Raw genomic sequence first — 14,327 nt, 5'->3', positions numbered from 1 at the left:
CTTGCATGTATTAGGCACGCCGCCAGCGTTCGTCCTGAGCCAGGATCAAACTCTCCATAAAGTGTTTGACTTGCTCGTTGTTGTGACCGAAGTCACGTTGACGAAGCTTGCGCTTCATTCATTGTTTGTATCCGAAGATACGTTTTTTGCCTCATCGTTCAGTTTTCAAAGTTCGTCCGCGCCTGTTTTGGCGACTCAATTAGAATACCAAGTCTGAAACAATAAGTCAACAACTTTTCAAAAGAAGTTTTTTTCTTGTTTCCCGCAGTGCGCTCGTCCTCTTAAGGACAAGAATTAATATACCACGATAGTTACATCTTGACAACTCTTTTACTAAAATAATTTCAAAAAGAATAAAAAGAGGCGATCGCCTAGAAATAAAGGCGATCGCCTCTTCGGTTTCTTTATGATCGTAAAGTCGTTAATGAGACACGTCTTTTTTTCGCTTCTCTGATATAGAAGTAATATAGAGATTCAGCCAGTTTCATTTGAGCTTCGAGCTCACCATGATCATCATAACTGATTTCAAGCAAATGACGTTTCATAAGATAGTTCTCTTTTGCTTGAGACAGTTCCCGAAGAAAACGTTCATCATATTCGTTTCGGATTTTTTTTCGAAACCAGCTCATAACTCCCGTCTTCCCTCCATAGCACGAGACAACGTGACTTCGTCCGCATACTCTAGATCGCCACCAACAGGAAGACCATGTGCAATCCGAGTGACGCGAATGCCCGTTGGTTTCAATAATCGAGAAAGATACATCGCAGTCGCTTCCCCTTCGATATTCGGGTTCGTCGCCAATATGATCTCTGTAATCTCTTCGTCCGCTTGGAGACGTGTCAATAAGCTCGACACATTGATGTCTTCCGGTCCGATTCCTTCCATTGGACTGATTGCTCCATGTAGGACATGATACAACCCTTGATAATCACGCATTTTTTCCATTGCGATGACATCACGTGAATCTTGAACGACACAAACAATTGTCCGATTACGGTGTTTGTCGGAACAGACGTAACAGGGATCTTTATCTGTGATGTTTCCACAGATACTACAATAAGAAATATCTCGTTTCGCACTCACCAGTGCTTTTCCGAACATCAACACATCGTCTTCTTCCATATCTAAGACATGGAAGGCAAGACGAACAGCCGTTTTCGGACCAATCCCTGGTAACTTCGTGAAACTTTCAATCAAACGGCTGATTGCTTCAGGATATTGCAATTCATTTCCCCCTACAGTTTAAAACATTCCCGGCATGTTCATCCCTTGTGTAAATTTACCCATCTTACTTGAAACGAGTTCATCCACTTTCTTCAAGGCATCGTTCGTCGCAGCAAGAACCAAGTCCTGAATCATTTCAACATCATCTGGATCCACGACTTCTTCTTTGATGATGACATCGATGATATTTTTGTGTCCGTCAGCTACGACTGAGACCATTTCGCCTCCAGCTGTTCCCGTAACCGTCAAATCCTTTAACTCTTCTTGAGCTTTCGCCATATCTTTTTGCATCTTTTGCATTTGTTTCATCATGTTGTTCATGTTTCCCATACCGCGCATAATTGTTCCTCCTCAAGTAAGATTAGTCTTCAAATTCTACGATATCACCAAATCGTCCGAGCGTCTCGGACAACAGCCGATCTTCTTCCGATTCGACGGCTACTTCTTTCTCTTCTATATTACTACTATTTCGTTTCGCAACAAACTCTGCTTTTAGTTCTTTCCAGTCATTATCGAGAATCGCAAGAATTTGACGTTTGACGCCACAGACTTCAAACAAGGCTTCTTCGATGACGAAACGTGTCCGCTCATTCGTCATGACCTGTTCAAAATGCCACCCTTTACCGTTATCGAATTCAATCAACAACGTATCCCCTGAACATAAAACCGGTTTACTTTCGTGGACTAAGGAATAGATCGGTCCGTCCTGCTTCAAGATTAATTTCAAAATGGCATCCCAACGTTCCTGAATTTCAAGAAGCTGCGCCTTTTCCGCTCGGCTCAACATTTGTCTGATCCGTTCCTTGGCAATCCGGACAGTCGGTCGTGCCTGCTTTCGTTTGACCGGTTGAGCAGGTGTATTTTCAGCAGCAGGTACACCCGATACTTTCAATTGATGCATCTGTTCTTTTAGTTCCCGGACTTCTTGTTGTAAGGTCTGAACGATTTGTCCTGTCGTTCGCCCCTGTTCAGCAATCTGAATGAAGGCAATTTCAACTAGAACACGTGGATGGTTCGTTAAACGCATCTGTTGCTGACAATCATGCAGCTGTTCGATGATGTGGAAACACGTTTCCGTCTCAATCGTCTCGACAAATGTTTTAAATGCTTCCGTCGGACGGGCTCGCTCTAGGAGGTCAACTGCCGTCGGTGACGTTTTGAGTAACAGCGTATCCCGGTAGAAGAATACCAAATCTTCCACAAATCGTTTTAAATCTTTCCCGGCCCGTTGCATTTTTTCAAGTGTTTGTAGAAGTTGATCGACTTGATGTGCCTGTAAGGCGTTTGCGACAGCAAGCAATGCCTCGTCCTCCACTGCGCCCGTCACTTCGAGTACAGCCGCATCCGTTAGATCACCATTCGAAAAAGCGACGGCTTGATCCAGTAAACTTAACGCATCCCGCATCCCACCATCCGCGGCCCTAGCAATTAAGCGTAACGCCGTTTCGGTATAACCAATCGTTTGATCCGATAAGATGTACTGCATCCGTTCCATCAATTGATCAACTTCATGACGCTTGACGTCAAAACGTTGACAGCGCGAAATGATCGTCGCCGGTATCTTATGCGGTTCTGTCGTCGCCAAGATGAAGATCGCATGGGCAGGCGGCTCTTCTAACGTCTTTAGTAAAGCGTTAAAAGCACCGGTCGATAACATATGCACTTCATCGATGATGTACACTTTGTAGGCTGCTTCGGACGGTGGATATTTGACCTTGTCCCGGATCTCTCGAATCTCATCGACACCGTTATTCGATGCCGCGTCAATCTCAAAGACGTCCGGACTTGAACCTTCCGTAATCGCTCGACACGTCGGGCACTCGTTACATGGTTCATTTACAGGTGCTTGTTCACAGTTGATTGCCTTGGCAATGATTTTTGCCAGGCTCGTTTTCCCCGTCCCACGTGGTCCGGAAAACAGATAGGCATGCGACATCCGTTGTTCCATCAAGGCGTTTTGAATCGTCCGGGTGATATGAGCTTGTCCCACGACTTCATCAAAACGTTGCGGCCGGTACACACGATATAATGCTTGATAGGCCAAATTTGCGCCTCCTTTTTTTATGATCCTGACTCTATTCTACCTAAAAAAGTCTACAACCGGAACCGGCTGTAGACTTGTTATCTAAAATTAAACTGCCGCGCACCATATTCTGAAATAGGTTCAACATGCGTTACTCACGCAGCCTGCTCAGTCCAAGCACTCCCGCGGCACACAGAGAGCACCACTTAAGGCTGCTTCCTTCCGGACCTGACCTGGTTCATGGGTATCTGTTGCGCAGGACTCAGACGTCAACGCTACTTACGTAAGGCAGACCACACCAATCCTATCCCTCGATATGGAATTCAGTCTCGCTATAGCGGATTGCGAGTGACAGGGAACCGCTACATCCCCACCTAGCACGGCAAATGGTTTATCGTATTTTAGTGGCACTTGTTTCGAGTGCTTTTTCATTATACTGTTTCATTCGTTGCGTTGCAACCCATTGCCCGTTTCTGTTGTTTCTTTTTCGCCCGGAGCTCCCGGAAAAACGAGGTCAGCATCTCACCACACTCCTGTTCAAGGATACCACCGGTCAACTGTGAGACATGGTTGAATCGATCATCCTGCACAAGATTCATCAATGTTCCACAGCATCCTCCTTTAGGATCGACCGCACCAAAGATGACATGTTCAATCCGCGACAGCATGATAGCTCCGGCACACATCGGACATGGTTCGAGTGTTACGTAAAGCTCACACCCTTCCAGACGCCAGTTGGCGAGCTTCTCGCATGCTGCTTCAATCGCCAATAATTCTGCATGAGCCGTCGCTTGATGATTCGTTTCACGGTGGTTGTAACCGGAAGCAATGACCTCGTCTCCTTTGACGATGACGCAACCAATCGGAACTTCACCGATTGCTTCCGCTTTTTTTGCCTCCTGCATTGCAAGACGCATATAGTATTCATGCCGTTCCATCTTCACACTTCCTATCTTTACAAAAATTCTCTCCTTGAAACTTCGGCAGGTGCCGCTTCTTTGTGCTAAAATATAAATTGCACTTTGCTGAACGGAGGGTAATTGAATATGTTCATAACGGTTGAAGGACCAATTGGTGTTGGCAAAACTTCACTTGCAAACGCCATCAGTCACCATTTCTCATTTTCTATGTTACGCGAAATCGTCGAAGAAAATCCCTTTCTTGGAAAGTTCTATGAAGACATCGAAGAATGGAGTTTCCAAACGGAAATGTTCTTCTTGTGTAATCGCTTTAAGCAACTCGATGACATCGACCGTCACTATCTTAGCAAGCAACGCTCTGTCGTCGCTGATTATCATATCTTTAAAAATCTCATTTTTGCCCATCGTTCTCTAAAAGTCGAACATATTGATAAATACGAACAAATTTATTCAATCCTGACGACGGATATGCCAAAACCGGATGCCGTCATCTATCTAGATGCGAGCATCGATACGTTGATGAAACGTGTTGCGTTGCGAGGGCGTGAGATTGAAGAAAACATGTCACGTGCCTATCTCGAACAACTCGCAGCTGACTACGAAACGTTCGTCACAGACTATCAGTTAAAACATCCAGAAGTAAAAGTCATTCGATTTAACGGAGATGAACTCGACTTCGTCAAACGTCCGGAAGATTTAGATTACGTCCTGACAAAGATCCGCAATGAATTATATGAAGGAGCGAACCACGCATGAACTCGAAGTTACGCGAAAAGTATAACATCCCGGCAGATGCCGTCATCACGATTGGTGGAATGGTCGGTATCGGTAAATCGACGATCACGAACGGTCTAGCAGACTCACTTGGTTTCCGGACATCTCTTGAAAAAGTCGATACAAACCCTTATCTCGATAAATTCTACCATGATTTCGAGCGGTGGAGCTTCCACTTGCAGATCTACTTCTTGGCAGAACGGTTTAAGGAACAAAAGAAAATCTTCCAATACGGTGGGGGTTTCATTCAAGACCGTTCGATTTACGAAGATACAGGCATTTTCGCGAAGATGCACTTCGAAAAAGGAACGATGTCACCAACAGACTATGAGACCTACTCAAGTCTGTTTGACGCGATGGTCATGACGCCGTTTTTCCCGCATCCGGATTTGTTGATTTATCTCGAAGGTTCATTCGAACAGGTCTTGGAGCGCATTCGTCTCCGTGGACGTGAGATGGAGCAACAGACACCAATCGAGTATTGGGAAGAGATGTATGAGCGGTATACAAACTGGATCAACAACTTTACGATCTGTCCTGTCCTCCGTTTGTCGATCGATGAGTACGATCTGTTAAACGAACCGGAATCAATTGAACGGATTTTATCAAAAATCGACAAGCAACTTGAAGTTGCACGGATTGCGAAGATCCGCTAATACAAAAGCCCGTTGACGAATCCGTCAACGGGCTTTTGTTGTCAAGCGGTGACTTGTTCAATTTGTGCTTGATGATGAAGGTCGTGTTGCATCATTGCCCCTAAAAAATCAAGAAGTGAAATCGTTTTGCCTTTCGACGTAAACGTATCCGTCAAACGGTCTTCCGGAATCAAGTCGACGGCAACACGCAAGCGATCGCGGCTGACTAAAAATTCATCAATCGTTAAAATCCGTTGCTGTTCCCGGCTCATTTTTGCCGCTTCTTCATTGACCGCCTGACTGTCCGGTGTCACCTCGAACGATTCATTCGCTAGTACATACGGTAAACGTTCCGCGACGATGAAGCGATCCCACGGTGATAAGTGTCCAACGATCTCAGCGACCGTCCATTTCCCTTCAGCGTAGGGTGTCCGCCATGTTTCTTCCGGTATGTGGTCAAGCTCACGAACGAAGTCAATCGTTTCTTGATAGTGGGTGAGTAAGGTTTGTTTTGTAATCGTCATGATAAGTTCTCCTTCTGCTATTTGAGATGTAGGAAAACATAGCACGCCCCTCTCCCTTGAAGCAACAAAAAAGCATCTCACAAAAAACGTGAGATGCTTATATATAAGCGGAGTCGGTGGGATTCGAACCCACGCGGGCCTTACGACCCCTAACGGATTTCGAGTCCGTCCCCTTCAGCCGGGCTTGGGTACGACTCCATATTAAATGTAATTTTAGGTAAAAAAAAAGAAATGGAAGAGGCGGTGGGATTCGAACCCACGCACGGCTTTCGCCGCCTGACGGTTTTCAAGACCGTTCTCTTAAACCACTTGAGTACGCCTCCAAGTTAAATGTAGTTTTCAGATAAAAAAAAATAAATGGAAGAGGCGGTGGGATTCGAACCCACGCACGGCTTTCGCCGCCTGACGGTTTTCAAGACCGTTCTCTTAAACCACTTGAGTACGCCTCCATACTTATAATCGAGCGTTGTGTTGCACAAGCGCCTTCCTGACATAAACTATGATAGCATCTTGGTTTTATTGTGTAAAGTCTTTTTCTAAAAAAACTTTTTTAAAAATTAGAAGGGGAAAATCTCCCCTCCCTGACTTATGCTTGAATGACTTCAAGTCCACCCATGTATGGACGAAGTACTTCTGGAATAACAACTGACCCATCCGCTTGCTGGTAATTCTCAAGGATTGCTGCGACTGTCCGACCAACGGCTAAGGCAGATCCGTTTAACGTATGAACGAATTCTGGTTTTCCGTTCGCTTCCCGGCGGAAACGAATTTGTGCCCGACGTGCCTGGAAATCTTCAAAGTTTGAACAAGAAGAAATTTCACGATAGACGCCTTGACTTGGCATCCACACTTCGATGTCATATTTCTTCGCTGCCGTGAAACCAAGATCCGCTGTACACATGCTGAGCACTTGATAAGGCAGTTTAAGTAATTTCAAGACGTCTTCTGCTTGCCCTGTCAATAACTCAAGCTGTTCGTATGATTCTTCTGGTTTGACGAAACGAACAAGTTCCACTTTATTGAATTGGTGTTGACGGATCAAGCCACGTGTATCACGACCGGCAGAACCTGCTTCAGAGCGGAAACATTGGCTGTATGCGGCATAACCAATCGGTAACTGGTCGGCTGACAAAATTTCTTCCCGGTGCATGTTCGTGACCGGTACTTCTGCTGTCGGAACGAGGAAGTAGTTCGTGTCTTCGACTTTGAACGCATCCTCTTCGAATTTCGGAAGTTGTCCGGTTCCTGTCATAGAATCCCGGTTGACCATGAGTGGCGGCAAGATTTCCGTATACCCATTTTTATCTTGATGGAGATCCATCATGAAGTTGATCAATGCGCGTTCGAGGCGAGCACCGGCTCCACGATAGAACACAAACCGGCTTCCCGTCACTTTCCCTGCCCGTTCGACGTCAACGATTTTCAATTGCTCCATCAAATCCCAATGGGGAACCGCTTCAAAATCAAAGGCTGGTTTTTCACCGACTTCCCGAATGACGACATTATCATCTTCCGAAGAACCAATCGGAACGCTGTCATGGGGAATGTTCGGAATACCTAGCAATAACAAGTTAAGTGTTGCTTCGACTTCGCGTAACTCGTCATCGAGCGCCTTGACTTCTTCCCCGACTTGACGCATCGCAGCGATGGCCTCATCTGCGTTTTCTTTGTTCCGTTTGAGTTCTGCGATTTTTTTCGTCGCCTCATTCCGTTCGGCTTTGAGGACTTCTGTTTTTGCAATCAGTTCCCGGCGCTTTTCATCGAGTGGGATAAAACGATTCATGTCCGTCAAATCTTCACCTCGGTGGGCGAGCTTTTCTTGAATCGCATCAAAATCCTGACGTAACCGTTTAATATCAATCATGTTTCTTCCTCCTTTTTTTCAATAAAAAAAGGCAATCCATCCCTCTCCGGTTCAAAAACCGAAGAGGGACGAATCACCTTGGATCCGCGTTGCCACCCTCATTGCTAGTTTCACTAGCCAACTCTAAAGACGCGATAACGGGCGTACCCGCACCTTGTTCGCAAGGTGTGTGATCCGGCTCGATTCGAAGTATCCTTCTGACTAGTTCGCACCATCCACTAGCTCTCTTAACAGAATAAACACCTTTACTTGGTCCGTTCATGACATCATGTATGAGATTAGCTTTACTTTACACTATCTCCTTTAAGATTGACAAGGGTTGGTTTATGAATCGCTTGGCTTATTTTTTCAGACCAAGCAGATATCGCACGGAATAACCGGGTCTGAAAACTCGCTAACTCGATTTTCTCAGCACTGTATAAAACGGTCTGCGGTACAGTAAAACCTGGTAGATACAATCCAGTATCTTCAACCTGAACCGTACCAATCGCTTCTCCCTGTTTGACTGGCGCATCTGTTTTCGAGAAATGAAAGACCGGTGGATGTTGTCCTGCCTGCTTTTTCGAAACCGTGACGTATAACGACGTTTCTGTCACGACATCATGGTTCAATCGTTCTGCCCCTTTGATTGGTAACACACGTTTGATGGATTCCCCTTTTCCGTAATACGTCAGCGGTTCAAAAGAGGAAAAACCGTAATCGAGTAATTTTTTTGTTTCTGTAAAACGAGCTTTGTCCGATGTCGTGCGCATCACGACCGACACCAGTGTCAAATTCCCTCGTGTCGCGACACTTGCAAAACAGTAACCGGCAAGATCCGTCGTCCCTGTTTTCATACCACGCATGCCCGTATAGGCATATGGTTGGCGTGCCAACATCTTATTCGAATTCTCGATTTTCGTCCCGTTGATTATCATCGTAGAACGTTTGGTGACATCCAGTACGTCAGGATATGCTTGAATGTAGCGGATGATCAAAAGTGCGATATCCATCGCCGTCATCAGATTCGCTCCGGGTAACGTCGCATCGACAGCGTCTAATCCGGAGGCATTGGCATACTCGGTATCTTTCATCCCGAGCGACCGGGCAGTCGCATTCATCTGTTCGACAAACTTCTTTTCCGTTCCGCTGACGACTTCTGCCAGCAAAACGGCGGCATCATTGGCCGATTTAATGAAGGCGGCGTCATAGAGTTCACGAATCGTATACGAGGTCTTTTTTACCGGAAGACGGGCAATCCCTTCCGTTTCTGCCAGTTTCAATACTCTGGCACTTGGTTTGACAGTCTGACTCCACGATAATTTTTTTTGTTCAATCTGTTGACGGACTAAATAAAGTGTCATCAACTTTGTCATTGAAGCCGGAGGTAACGACAAATCGGCTTCTTCCGCTAATAAAACCTTCCCTGTCACGGCGTCAACCATTATGTAGGATTCTGCCTTGATTGCCGGAGTATCGGCATAGCTTGTCACAGGAAACAAACTTGTCGTCAGTAGCAGGGCACTCAAGAAGAGTGTGAAAAAACGTTTCATCGGTCCTCTCCTTCAACTGATGTTATGTCTTTTTAGTGTAGCACAAAAAAAGGAACCGACAGTTGAAAAACTGTCGGTTCCTCTTAGGGTTCTTCTCATACAGAAATAGTTTGACGCTGTTTGATTTTTTGAATGAAATAACGGTGAAGCCGTGTATCTGTCGTCAGTTCAGGATGGAAGGAGCAGGCCAGGTGCAAATCCGTTTCAACGGCGACAACTGCATCCGAGACTGTTGCCAGTACCCGAACACCCTCTCCAATTCGTTCCACATAAGGAGCACGAATGAAAACCGCTTCGATATCGCTCCCGATCCTTTCGATTGGAAGCCGTGTTTCAAAACTATCGACTTGGCGGCCAAAAGCATTTCGTCTTACCGTCATTGGAATCCCTTTGAGATGAGCCGTACCTTGACTTAGTTCGGTCGCCAGTAAGATCATCCCGGCACATGTCCCGAACATCGGTAACGTCCCAACTTTTTCGCATAAGAGGTCAAACAGATCGTATCGATCAATCAATCGTCGCATCGTCGTCGACTCACCACCTGGCAAAACTAAACCGTCGATTGTTTCTAGATCAGTTGCCGACTTGACGATGACCGTGTCGACGTCGAGTGCCTGAAGCATTTCTTGATGCTCCCGAACAGCACCTTGGACACCTAATATACCGATCACCATCCGCGTGGTGCCATCCGTTCCTCGAATGGCATCGATGTGACGTCGATGCCTTTCATCGCTGTCCCGAGCCCCTTCGATAAATAAGCGATCCGTTCGAAATCATCCTTATAGGTAACGGCTTCGACGATTGCTTTCGCAACACGTTCCGGATGCTCCGATTTAAAGATACCTGAACCGACGAAGACACCGTCTGCTCCGAGGTGCATCATTAATGCTGCGTCAGCAGGTGTCGCAATTCCACCTGCTGCAAAATTGACGACAGGAAGGCGACCGGCTGCTTGAATCTGTTGCAAGACTTCGTAAGGCGCTCCCCACTCTTTCGCTCGTGTCATCAGCTCATCTGGCTGTGTATGCAAAATCTGATTCAATTGACTTTGGATCTTTCGCATATGGCGGACGGCTTCGACAACGTTTCCCGTGCCAGGTTCCCCTTTCGTTCGGATCATCGCAGCACCTTCTGCAATCCGTCGTGCCGCTTCCCCTAAATCGCGGGCTCCACAGACAAAAGGAACGGTAAACGTTGATTTCAACAGATGGTATTCTTCATCGGCTGGTGTCAGCACTTCACTTTCATCAATGAAATCTGCCCCTAAGGATTCAAGAATCCGGGCTTCGACGATATGTCCGATTCGGCATTTCGCCATGACTGGAATCGATACTGCATGTAAGACCTCTTCCGTGATGCGAGGATCTGCCATCCGTGCCACTCCGCCATCCCGGCGAATATCGGATGGCACCCGTTCGAGCGCCATGACAGCGACGGCGCCAGCAGCCTCTGCGATTTTAGCTTGTTCCGCGTTGACGACATCCATGATGACGCCACCCTTCTGCATTTCTGCCATTCCCCGCTTTACACGATCTGATCCTTGTTGTCGTTCCATCATGTGTAATTCCCCCTTAAAAAGTATGTTGGTTTTAACCGGTGATACTTCTTAGTATATTCTCGGTTGACTATTTTAAAAGTATCAGTTTATGATGAATTGACAAGGTCAGTTAAAAAGGGGATACATCATGGACATGTTATCGTTTGAGTTGGTCCGCGACGGTCATCGTCCGTTGTATGAACAGCTCTATCAACAAATCCGTCAGGAAATCATCGAAGGACGTCTTGCTTACGGGACAAAATTACCATCCAAACGAAAGCTCGGTCAGTTTTTGAATCTCAGTCAAACGACGATTGAACTCGCTTATCAACAACTCGTTGCCGAAGGATACGTCGAATCGATTTCACGAAAAGGTTACTTTGTTTTGGCATACGAAGAACTGGCTTATGTCAAAACGGCACCCTTGATGACGAGCCAACGTGTGAGCGAGCAACCCGTCATGCGGTACGATTTCCATCCAAGTAAAATCGATGGTTCATCGTTTCCCTTCTCCCGTTGGCGAAAACACGCCAAGGATGTCATTGATGAACAGCATCAATCGTTAGTATCGCTCGGACATCCTCAAGGTGACTTATCGTTACGCATTGAAATTGCGACCTATCTCTATCATTCGCGTGGTGTCGTCTGTTCTCCAGAACAAATCATCATTGGATCGGGTGTGGAACAGTTATTGCCTCAAATCATCTTCTTATTAGGAAAAGGGACCACATACGGTATTGAAGATCCGGGGTATCATGCGACTCGACTGATTCTTGAAAGTCATGAACGGATAACCCTACCGATTCCTGTCGACCAAAATGGCTTGACGATCCGGGCACTTGTTGAGAGTAACGCTGATATCATGTACGTGACACCGGCCCATCAATTTCCTTCCGGCAGTATTTTATCGGTTAACCGACGCCGTCAATTACTCAACTGGGCGTCTGAATCCGATACACGCTATATCATTGAGGATGACTATGATAGTGAATTTCGATATAGCGGAAAATCAATTCCCTCTTTGCATAGCATGGACAGCGAGCGGGTGATTTATGTCAGCACGTTTTCGAAATCGTTAATGCCTTCTTTGCGGATTGGATACATGGTTTTACCCCGTCTTCTCTTAGAACGGTATCAGACGGAATTTCCTTATTATACGTGCAGCGTATCGCGGTTTGATCAGACGATTCTGACCCGTTTCATGAAAGAAGGCGACTTTGAGAAACATTTAAATCGGATGCGAAAAATCTATCGCCGTAAACTTGATGTTGTTGTCCACTCGTTACGGGATATTCCGTTTTTGCGATTAACCGGTGAAAGTGCGGGACTTCACGTCGTCGTTTCCGTCTCGAACGGGATGAGCGAACAAGAGTTACTCCAACGTGCGAAGGACGCATCCATCCGAGTCTATGGTTTATCCGATTATGCCCAATTACCGTTATCCACAACCTATCCACAGATCGTCTTAGGATTTGCAAGCTTGACCGAACAGTCGTTAGAACGCGGACTGGCTGAACTCGTTGCTGCGTGGCAGTTGCGATAAGGTTATCCACAACCTTATCCACAAAAAAACCCTGTGACCAATTTTGGTCGACAGGGTTTTGAATTATTGACGTGTATAGTTGGATGCTTCTTTTGTGATTTGAATATCGTGGGGATGACTCTCTTGTAAGCCGGCTCCCGTCATACGGATGAACTGTGTTTCTTCACGTAACTCTTCGAGTGAAGCAGAACCACAATACCCCATACCTGAACGAATCCCTCCGACGAGTTGATAGACAGAGTCTCCTAGTTTCCCACGATACGCGACACGACCTTCAATTCCTTCTGGAACGAACTTCTTATCCGCTTCTTGGAAATAACGATCCTGACTTCCTCGTTTCATCGAGGCTTCCGATCCCATACCACGATACGTCTTGAACTGACGCCCTTGATAAATTTCCATTTCTCCCGGGCTTTCTTCCACACCTGCGAGGAGGCTACCTAACATGACAGCATGTCCTCCTGCTGCAAGTGCCTTGACGATGTCACCGGAATACTTGATTCCACCATCTGCAATGATCGAGATACCATGTTTACGAGCTTCTGTCGCACAATCAAAGACCGCTGTGATTTGTGGAACACCTACTCCAGCAACGACACGTGTCGTACAAATCGACCCTGGTCCAATACCCACTTTGATGACCGATGCACCGGCTTCGATCAAATCACGTGTCGCTTCAGCCGTTGCCACGTTTCCAGCGATGATTGGCAAGTTCGGATACTCATCACGAAGTTCACGTACTTTAACAAGAACCCCTTCTGAATGACCATGTGCTGTATCGACGACCAATGCATCCACACCAGCATCCACAAGAAACTTCGCACGAACCGAAGCATCTTTTGTGACACCAACAGCCGCTGCGACAAGCAGACGACCAAATGGGTCTTTGGCAGCATGTGGATATTGTTCCACTTTTTCAATATCCTTTGTTGTAATCAATCCTTTTAAAACACCGTTCTCATCAACGAGTGGTAACTTTTCGATTCGATGCTTATGGAGAATTTGCTCGGCTTCTTCTAGTGATGTGCCCACTTTAGCCGTCACCAGTTCCTCTGTCGTCATGACCGTTTCGATAACCGTCGAGTAATCTTTAACAAAACGAAGATCGCGGTTCGTTAAAATCCCGACTAGTTTTCGTTCTGTTTCGTTATTGACGATTGGAACACCTGAAATGCGGTATTTGCTCATTAAATACTCAGCATCGTATACTTGCCGTTCTGGTGTGAGATAAAACGGATTTGTAATGACACCATTCTCAGAACGTTTGACACGGTCAACATGCTCTGCCTGGTCTTCCATCGACATATTCTTGTGAATGACACCGAGCCCACCCTGGCGTGCCATCGCAATCGCCATTGGTGCTTCCGTCACAGTATCCATTCCAGCACTGATTAAAGGAATGTTCAACGTGATCCCTTCACATAATGTTACAGATAAATCTACATCTCGCGGTAAGACACTTGAACGACGTGGTACGAGCAAGACGTCATCAAACGTCAAGCCTTCTTTAGCAAATTTGTTCTCCCACATGTTATCCACTCGCTTTCTCTTCTATAAAAGAATATTGATGTTATGGTAACAAGCTAGAGGTGTCATGTCAATGACTCCACCAATAATCAGAACAATCAGAAGTTTTACATAACACAAAAAAACCGACCTGCGTATGCAGATCGGTCCTTTCAATGGCCTGGCAACGTCCTATCCTCACAGGGGGAAGCCCCCAACTACTTTCGGCGTTCAAGTGCTTAAC

14 protein-coding genes, 3 tRNA genes, 1 rRNA gene, 1 other RNA gene and 1 other annotated feature are annotated in these 14,327 nt (G+C 46.1%); of the genes, 3 read left to right on the top strand and 16 right to left on the bottom strand.

The genetic code is table 11. From position 1 onward, the window contains the following. From KNQ13_RS14655 to tadA, 7 genes are all read right to left on the bottom strand, one after another. Positions 1 to 61 (bottom strand): 16S ribosomal RNA (locus KNQ13_RS14655); the annotation flags it as partial. A gap of 343 nt (positions 62 to 404) precedes the next feature. Beyond that, on the bottom strand, positions 405 to 629 hold the full coding sequence (locus KNQ13_RS14650) for a YaaL family protein (RefSeq protein WP_014969078.1): 225 nt from the start codon (positions 627 to 629) through the stop codon (positions 405 to 407). After that, the gene (gene recR / locus KNQ13_RS14645) at positions 626 to 1,225 is read right to left on the bottom strand and encodes a recombination mediator RecR (RefSeq protein ID WP_026830499.1); all 600 of its coding nucleotides are present in this window, start codon (positions 1,223 to 1,225) and stop codon (positions 626 to 628) included. The genes KNQ13_RS14650 and recR overlap by 4 nt, the downstream gene beginning before the upstream one ends. 18 nt (positions 1,226 to 1,243) lie before the next feature. Next, positions 1,244 to 1,564 carry a YbaB/EbfC family nucleoid-associated protein gene (locus KNQ13_RS14640; protein ID WP_012368932.1) on the bottom strand — a complete coding sequence of 107 codons (321 nt, stop codon included), beginning with the start codon at positions 1,562 to 1,564 and terminating at the stop codon, positions 1,244 to 1,246. A gap of 22 nt (positions 1,565 to 1,586) precedes the next feature. Then, a complete protein-coding gene (gene dnaX, locus KNQ13_RS14635) occupies positions 1,587 to 3,269 on the bottom strand; it encodes a DNA polymerase III subunit gamma/tau (protein WP_014969076.1) in 1,683 nt (560 codons plus the stop codon). A 95-nt stretch (positions 3,270 to 3,364) separates the two neighbouring features. Next, positions 3,365 to 3,631: signal recognition particle sRNA large type (gene ffs, locus KNQ13_RS14630), an RNA gene on the bottom strand. Positions 3,632 to 3,679: 48 nt separating this feature from the next. After that, complete coding sequence (gene tadA, locus KNQ13_RS14625) at positions 3,680 to 4,186, bottom strand: tRNA adenosine(34) deaminase TadA (protein ID WP_026830497.1); 507 nt, start codon at positions 4,184 to 4,186, stop codon at positions 3,680 to 3,682. A 108-nt stretch (positions 4,187 to 4,294) separates the two neighbouring features. Between tadA and KNQ13_RS14620 the strand changes: the two genes are divergently transcribed. Beyond that, on the top strand, positions 4,295 to 4,924 hold the full coding sequence (locus tag KNQ13_RS14620; protein ID WP_014969074.1) for a deoxynucleoside kinase: 630 nt from the start codon (positions 4,295 to 4,297) through the stop codon (positions 4,922 to 4,924). Continuing rightward, positions 4,921 to 5,598, top strand: coding sequence for a deoxynucleoside kinase (locus tag KNQ13_RS14615; protein WP_014969073.1), 678 nt, complete (start codon positions 4,921 to 4,923; stop codon positions 5,596 to 5,598). The genes KNQ13_RS14620 and KNQ13_RS14615 overlap by 4 nt, the downstream gene beginning before the upstream one ends. A gap of 41 nt (positions 5,599 to 5,639) precedes the next feature. Here KNQ13_RS14615 and KNQ13_RS14610 read toward each other — a convergent pair whose 3' ends face one another. The 8 genes from KNQ13_RS14610 to pdxS all read right to left on the bottom strand — a co-directional run bounded on the left by KNQ13_RS14610 (position 5,640) and on the right by pdxS (position 11,052). Next, complete coding sequence (locus KNQ13_RS14610; RefSeq protein ID WP_209548530.1) at positions 5,640 to 6,101, bottom strand: DinB family protein; 462 nt, start codon at positions 6,099 to 6,101, stop codon at positions 5,640 to 5,642. 108 nt (positions 6,102 to 6,209) lie between these two features. Continuing rightward, a tRNA-Ser gene (locus KNQ13_RS14605) sits at positions 6,210 to 6,299 on the bottom strand. A 34-nt stretch (positions 6,300 to 6,333) separates the two neighbouring features. Beyond that, positions 6,334 to 6,424: transfer RNA gene (locus tag KNQ13_RS14600), tRNA-Ser, on the bottom strand. A gap of 35 nt (positions 6,425 to 6,459) precedes the next feature. After that, positions 6,460 to 6,550: transfer RNA gene (locus KNQ13_RS14595), tRNA-Ser, on the bottom strand. Between the two features lie 137 nt (positions 6,551 to 6,687). Then, on the bottom strand, positions 6,688 to 7,965 hold the full coding sequence (gene serS / locus KNQ13_RS14590; protein ID WP_014969071.1) for a serine--tRNA ligase: 1,278 nt from the start codon (positions 7,963 to 7,965) through the stop codon (positions 6,688 to 6,690). Positions 7,966 to 8,026: 61 nt separating this feature from the next. Beyond that, positions 8,027 to 8,236 (bottom strand) — a binding site (T-box leader). 13 nt (positions 8,237 to 8,249) lie between these two features. Beyond that, on the bottom strand, positions 8,250 to 9,497 hold the full coding sequence (locus KNQ13_RS14585) for a D-alanyl-D-alanine carboxypeptidase family protein (RefSeq protein ID WP_026830495.1): 1,248 nt from the start codon (positions 9,495 to 9,497) through the stop codon (positions 8,250 to 8,252). A gap of 95 nt (positions 9,498 to 9,592) precedes the next feature. Beyond that, positions 9,593 to 10,171 carry a pyridoxal 5'-phosphate synthase glutaminase subunit PdxT gene (gene pdxT, locus KNQ13_RS14580; protein WP_026830494.1) on the bottom strand — a complete coding sequence of 193 codons (579 nt, stop codon included), beginning with the start codon at positions 10,169 to 10,171 and terminating at the stop codon, positions 9,593 to 9,595. Next, positions 10,165 to 11,052: a pyridoxal 5'-phosphate synthase lyase subunit PdxS gene (gene pdxS / locus KNQ13_RS14575; protein ID WP_026830493.1), complete on the bottom strand. Its 888-nt coding sequence runs from the start codon at positions 11,050 to 11,052 to the stop codon at positions 10,165 to 10,167. The genes pdxT and pdxS overlap by 7 nt, the downstream gene beginning before the upstream one ends. Before the next feature lie 130 nt (positions 11,053 to 11,182). Between pdxS and pdxR the strand changes: the two genes are divergently transcribed. Next, the gene (gene pdxR / locus KNQ13_RS14570) at positions 11,183 to 12,577 is read left to right on the top strand and encodes a MocR-like pyridoxine biosynthesis transcription factor PdxR (RefSeq protein ID WP_014969067.1); all 1,395 of its coding nucleotides are present in this window, start codon (positions 11,183 to 11,185) and stop codon (positions 12,575 to 12,577) included. 63 nt (positions 12,578 to 12,640) lie between these two features. Here pdxR and guaB read toward each other — a convergent pair whose 3' ends face one another. Further along, a complete protein-coding gene (gene guaB / locus KNQ13_RS14565; protein ID WP_026830492.1) occupies positions 12,641 to 14,107 on the bottom strand; it encodes an IMP dehydrogenase in 1,467 nt (488 codons plus the stop codon). Between the last annotated feature and the right edge of the window lie 220 nt (positions 14,108 to 14,327).

The sequence above is a fragment of the Exiguobacterium sp. s128 genome, assembly GCF_018618815.1.
In the GTDB taxonomy this organism is placed as follows: domain Bacteria; phylum Bacillota; class Bacilli; order Exiguobacteriales; family Exiguobacteriaceae; genus Exiguobacterium_A; species Exiguobacterium_A antarcticum.
The sequence above is the reverse complement of the archived record's forward strand: the minus strand, read 5'-3'. Positions and strand labels throughout refer to the sequence as shown.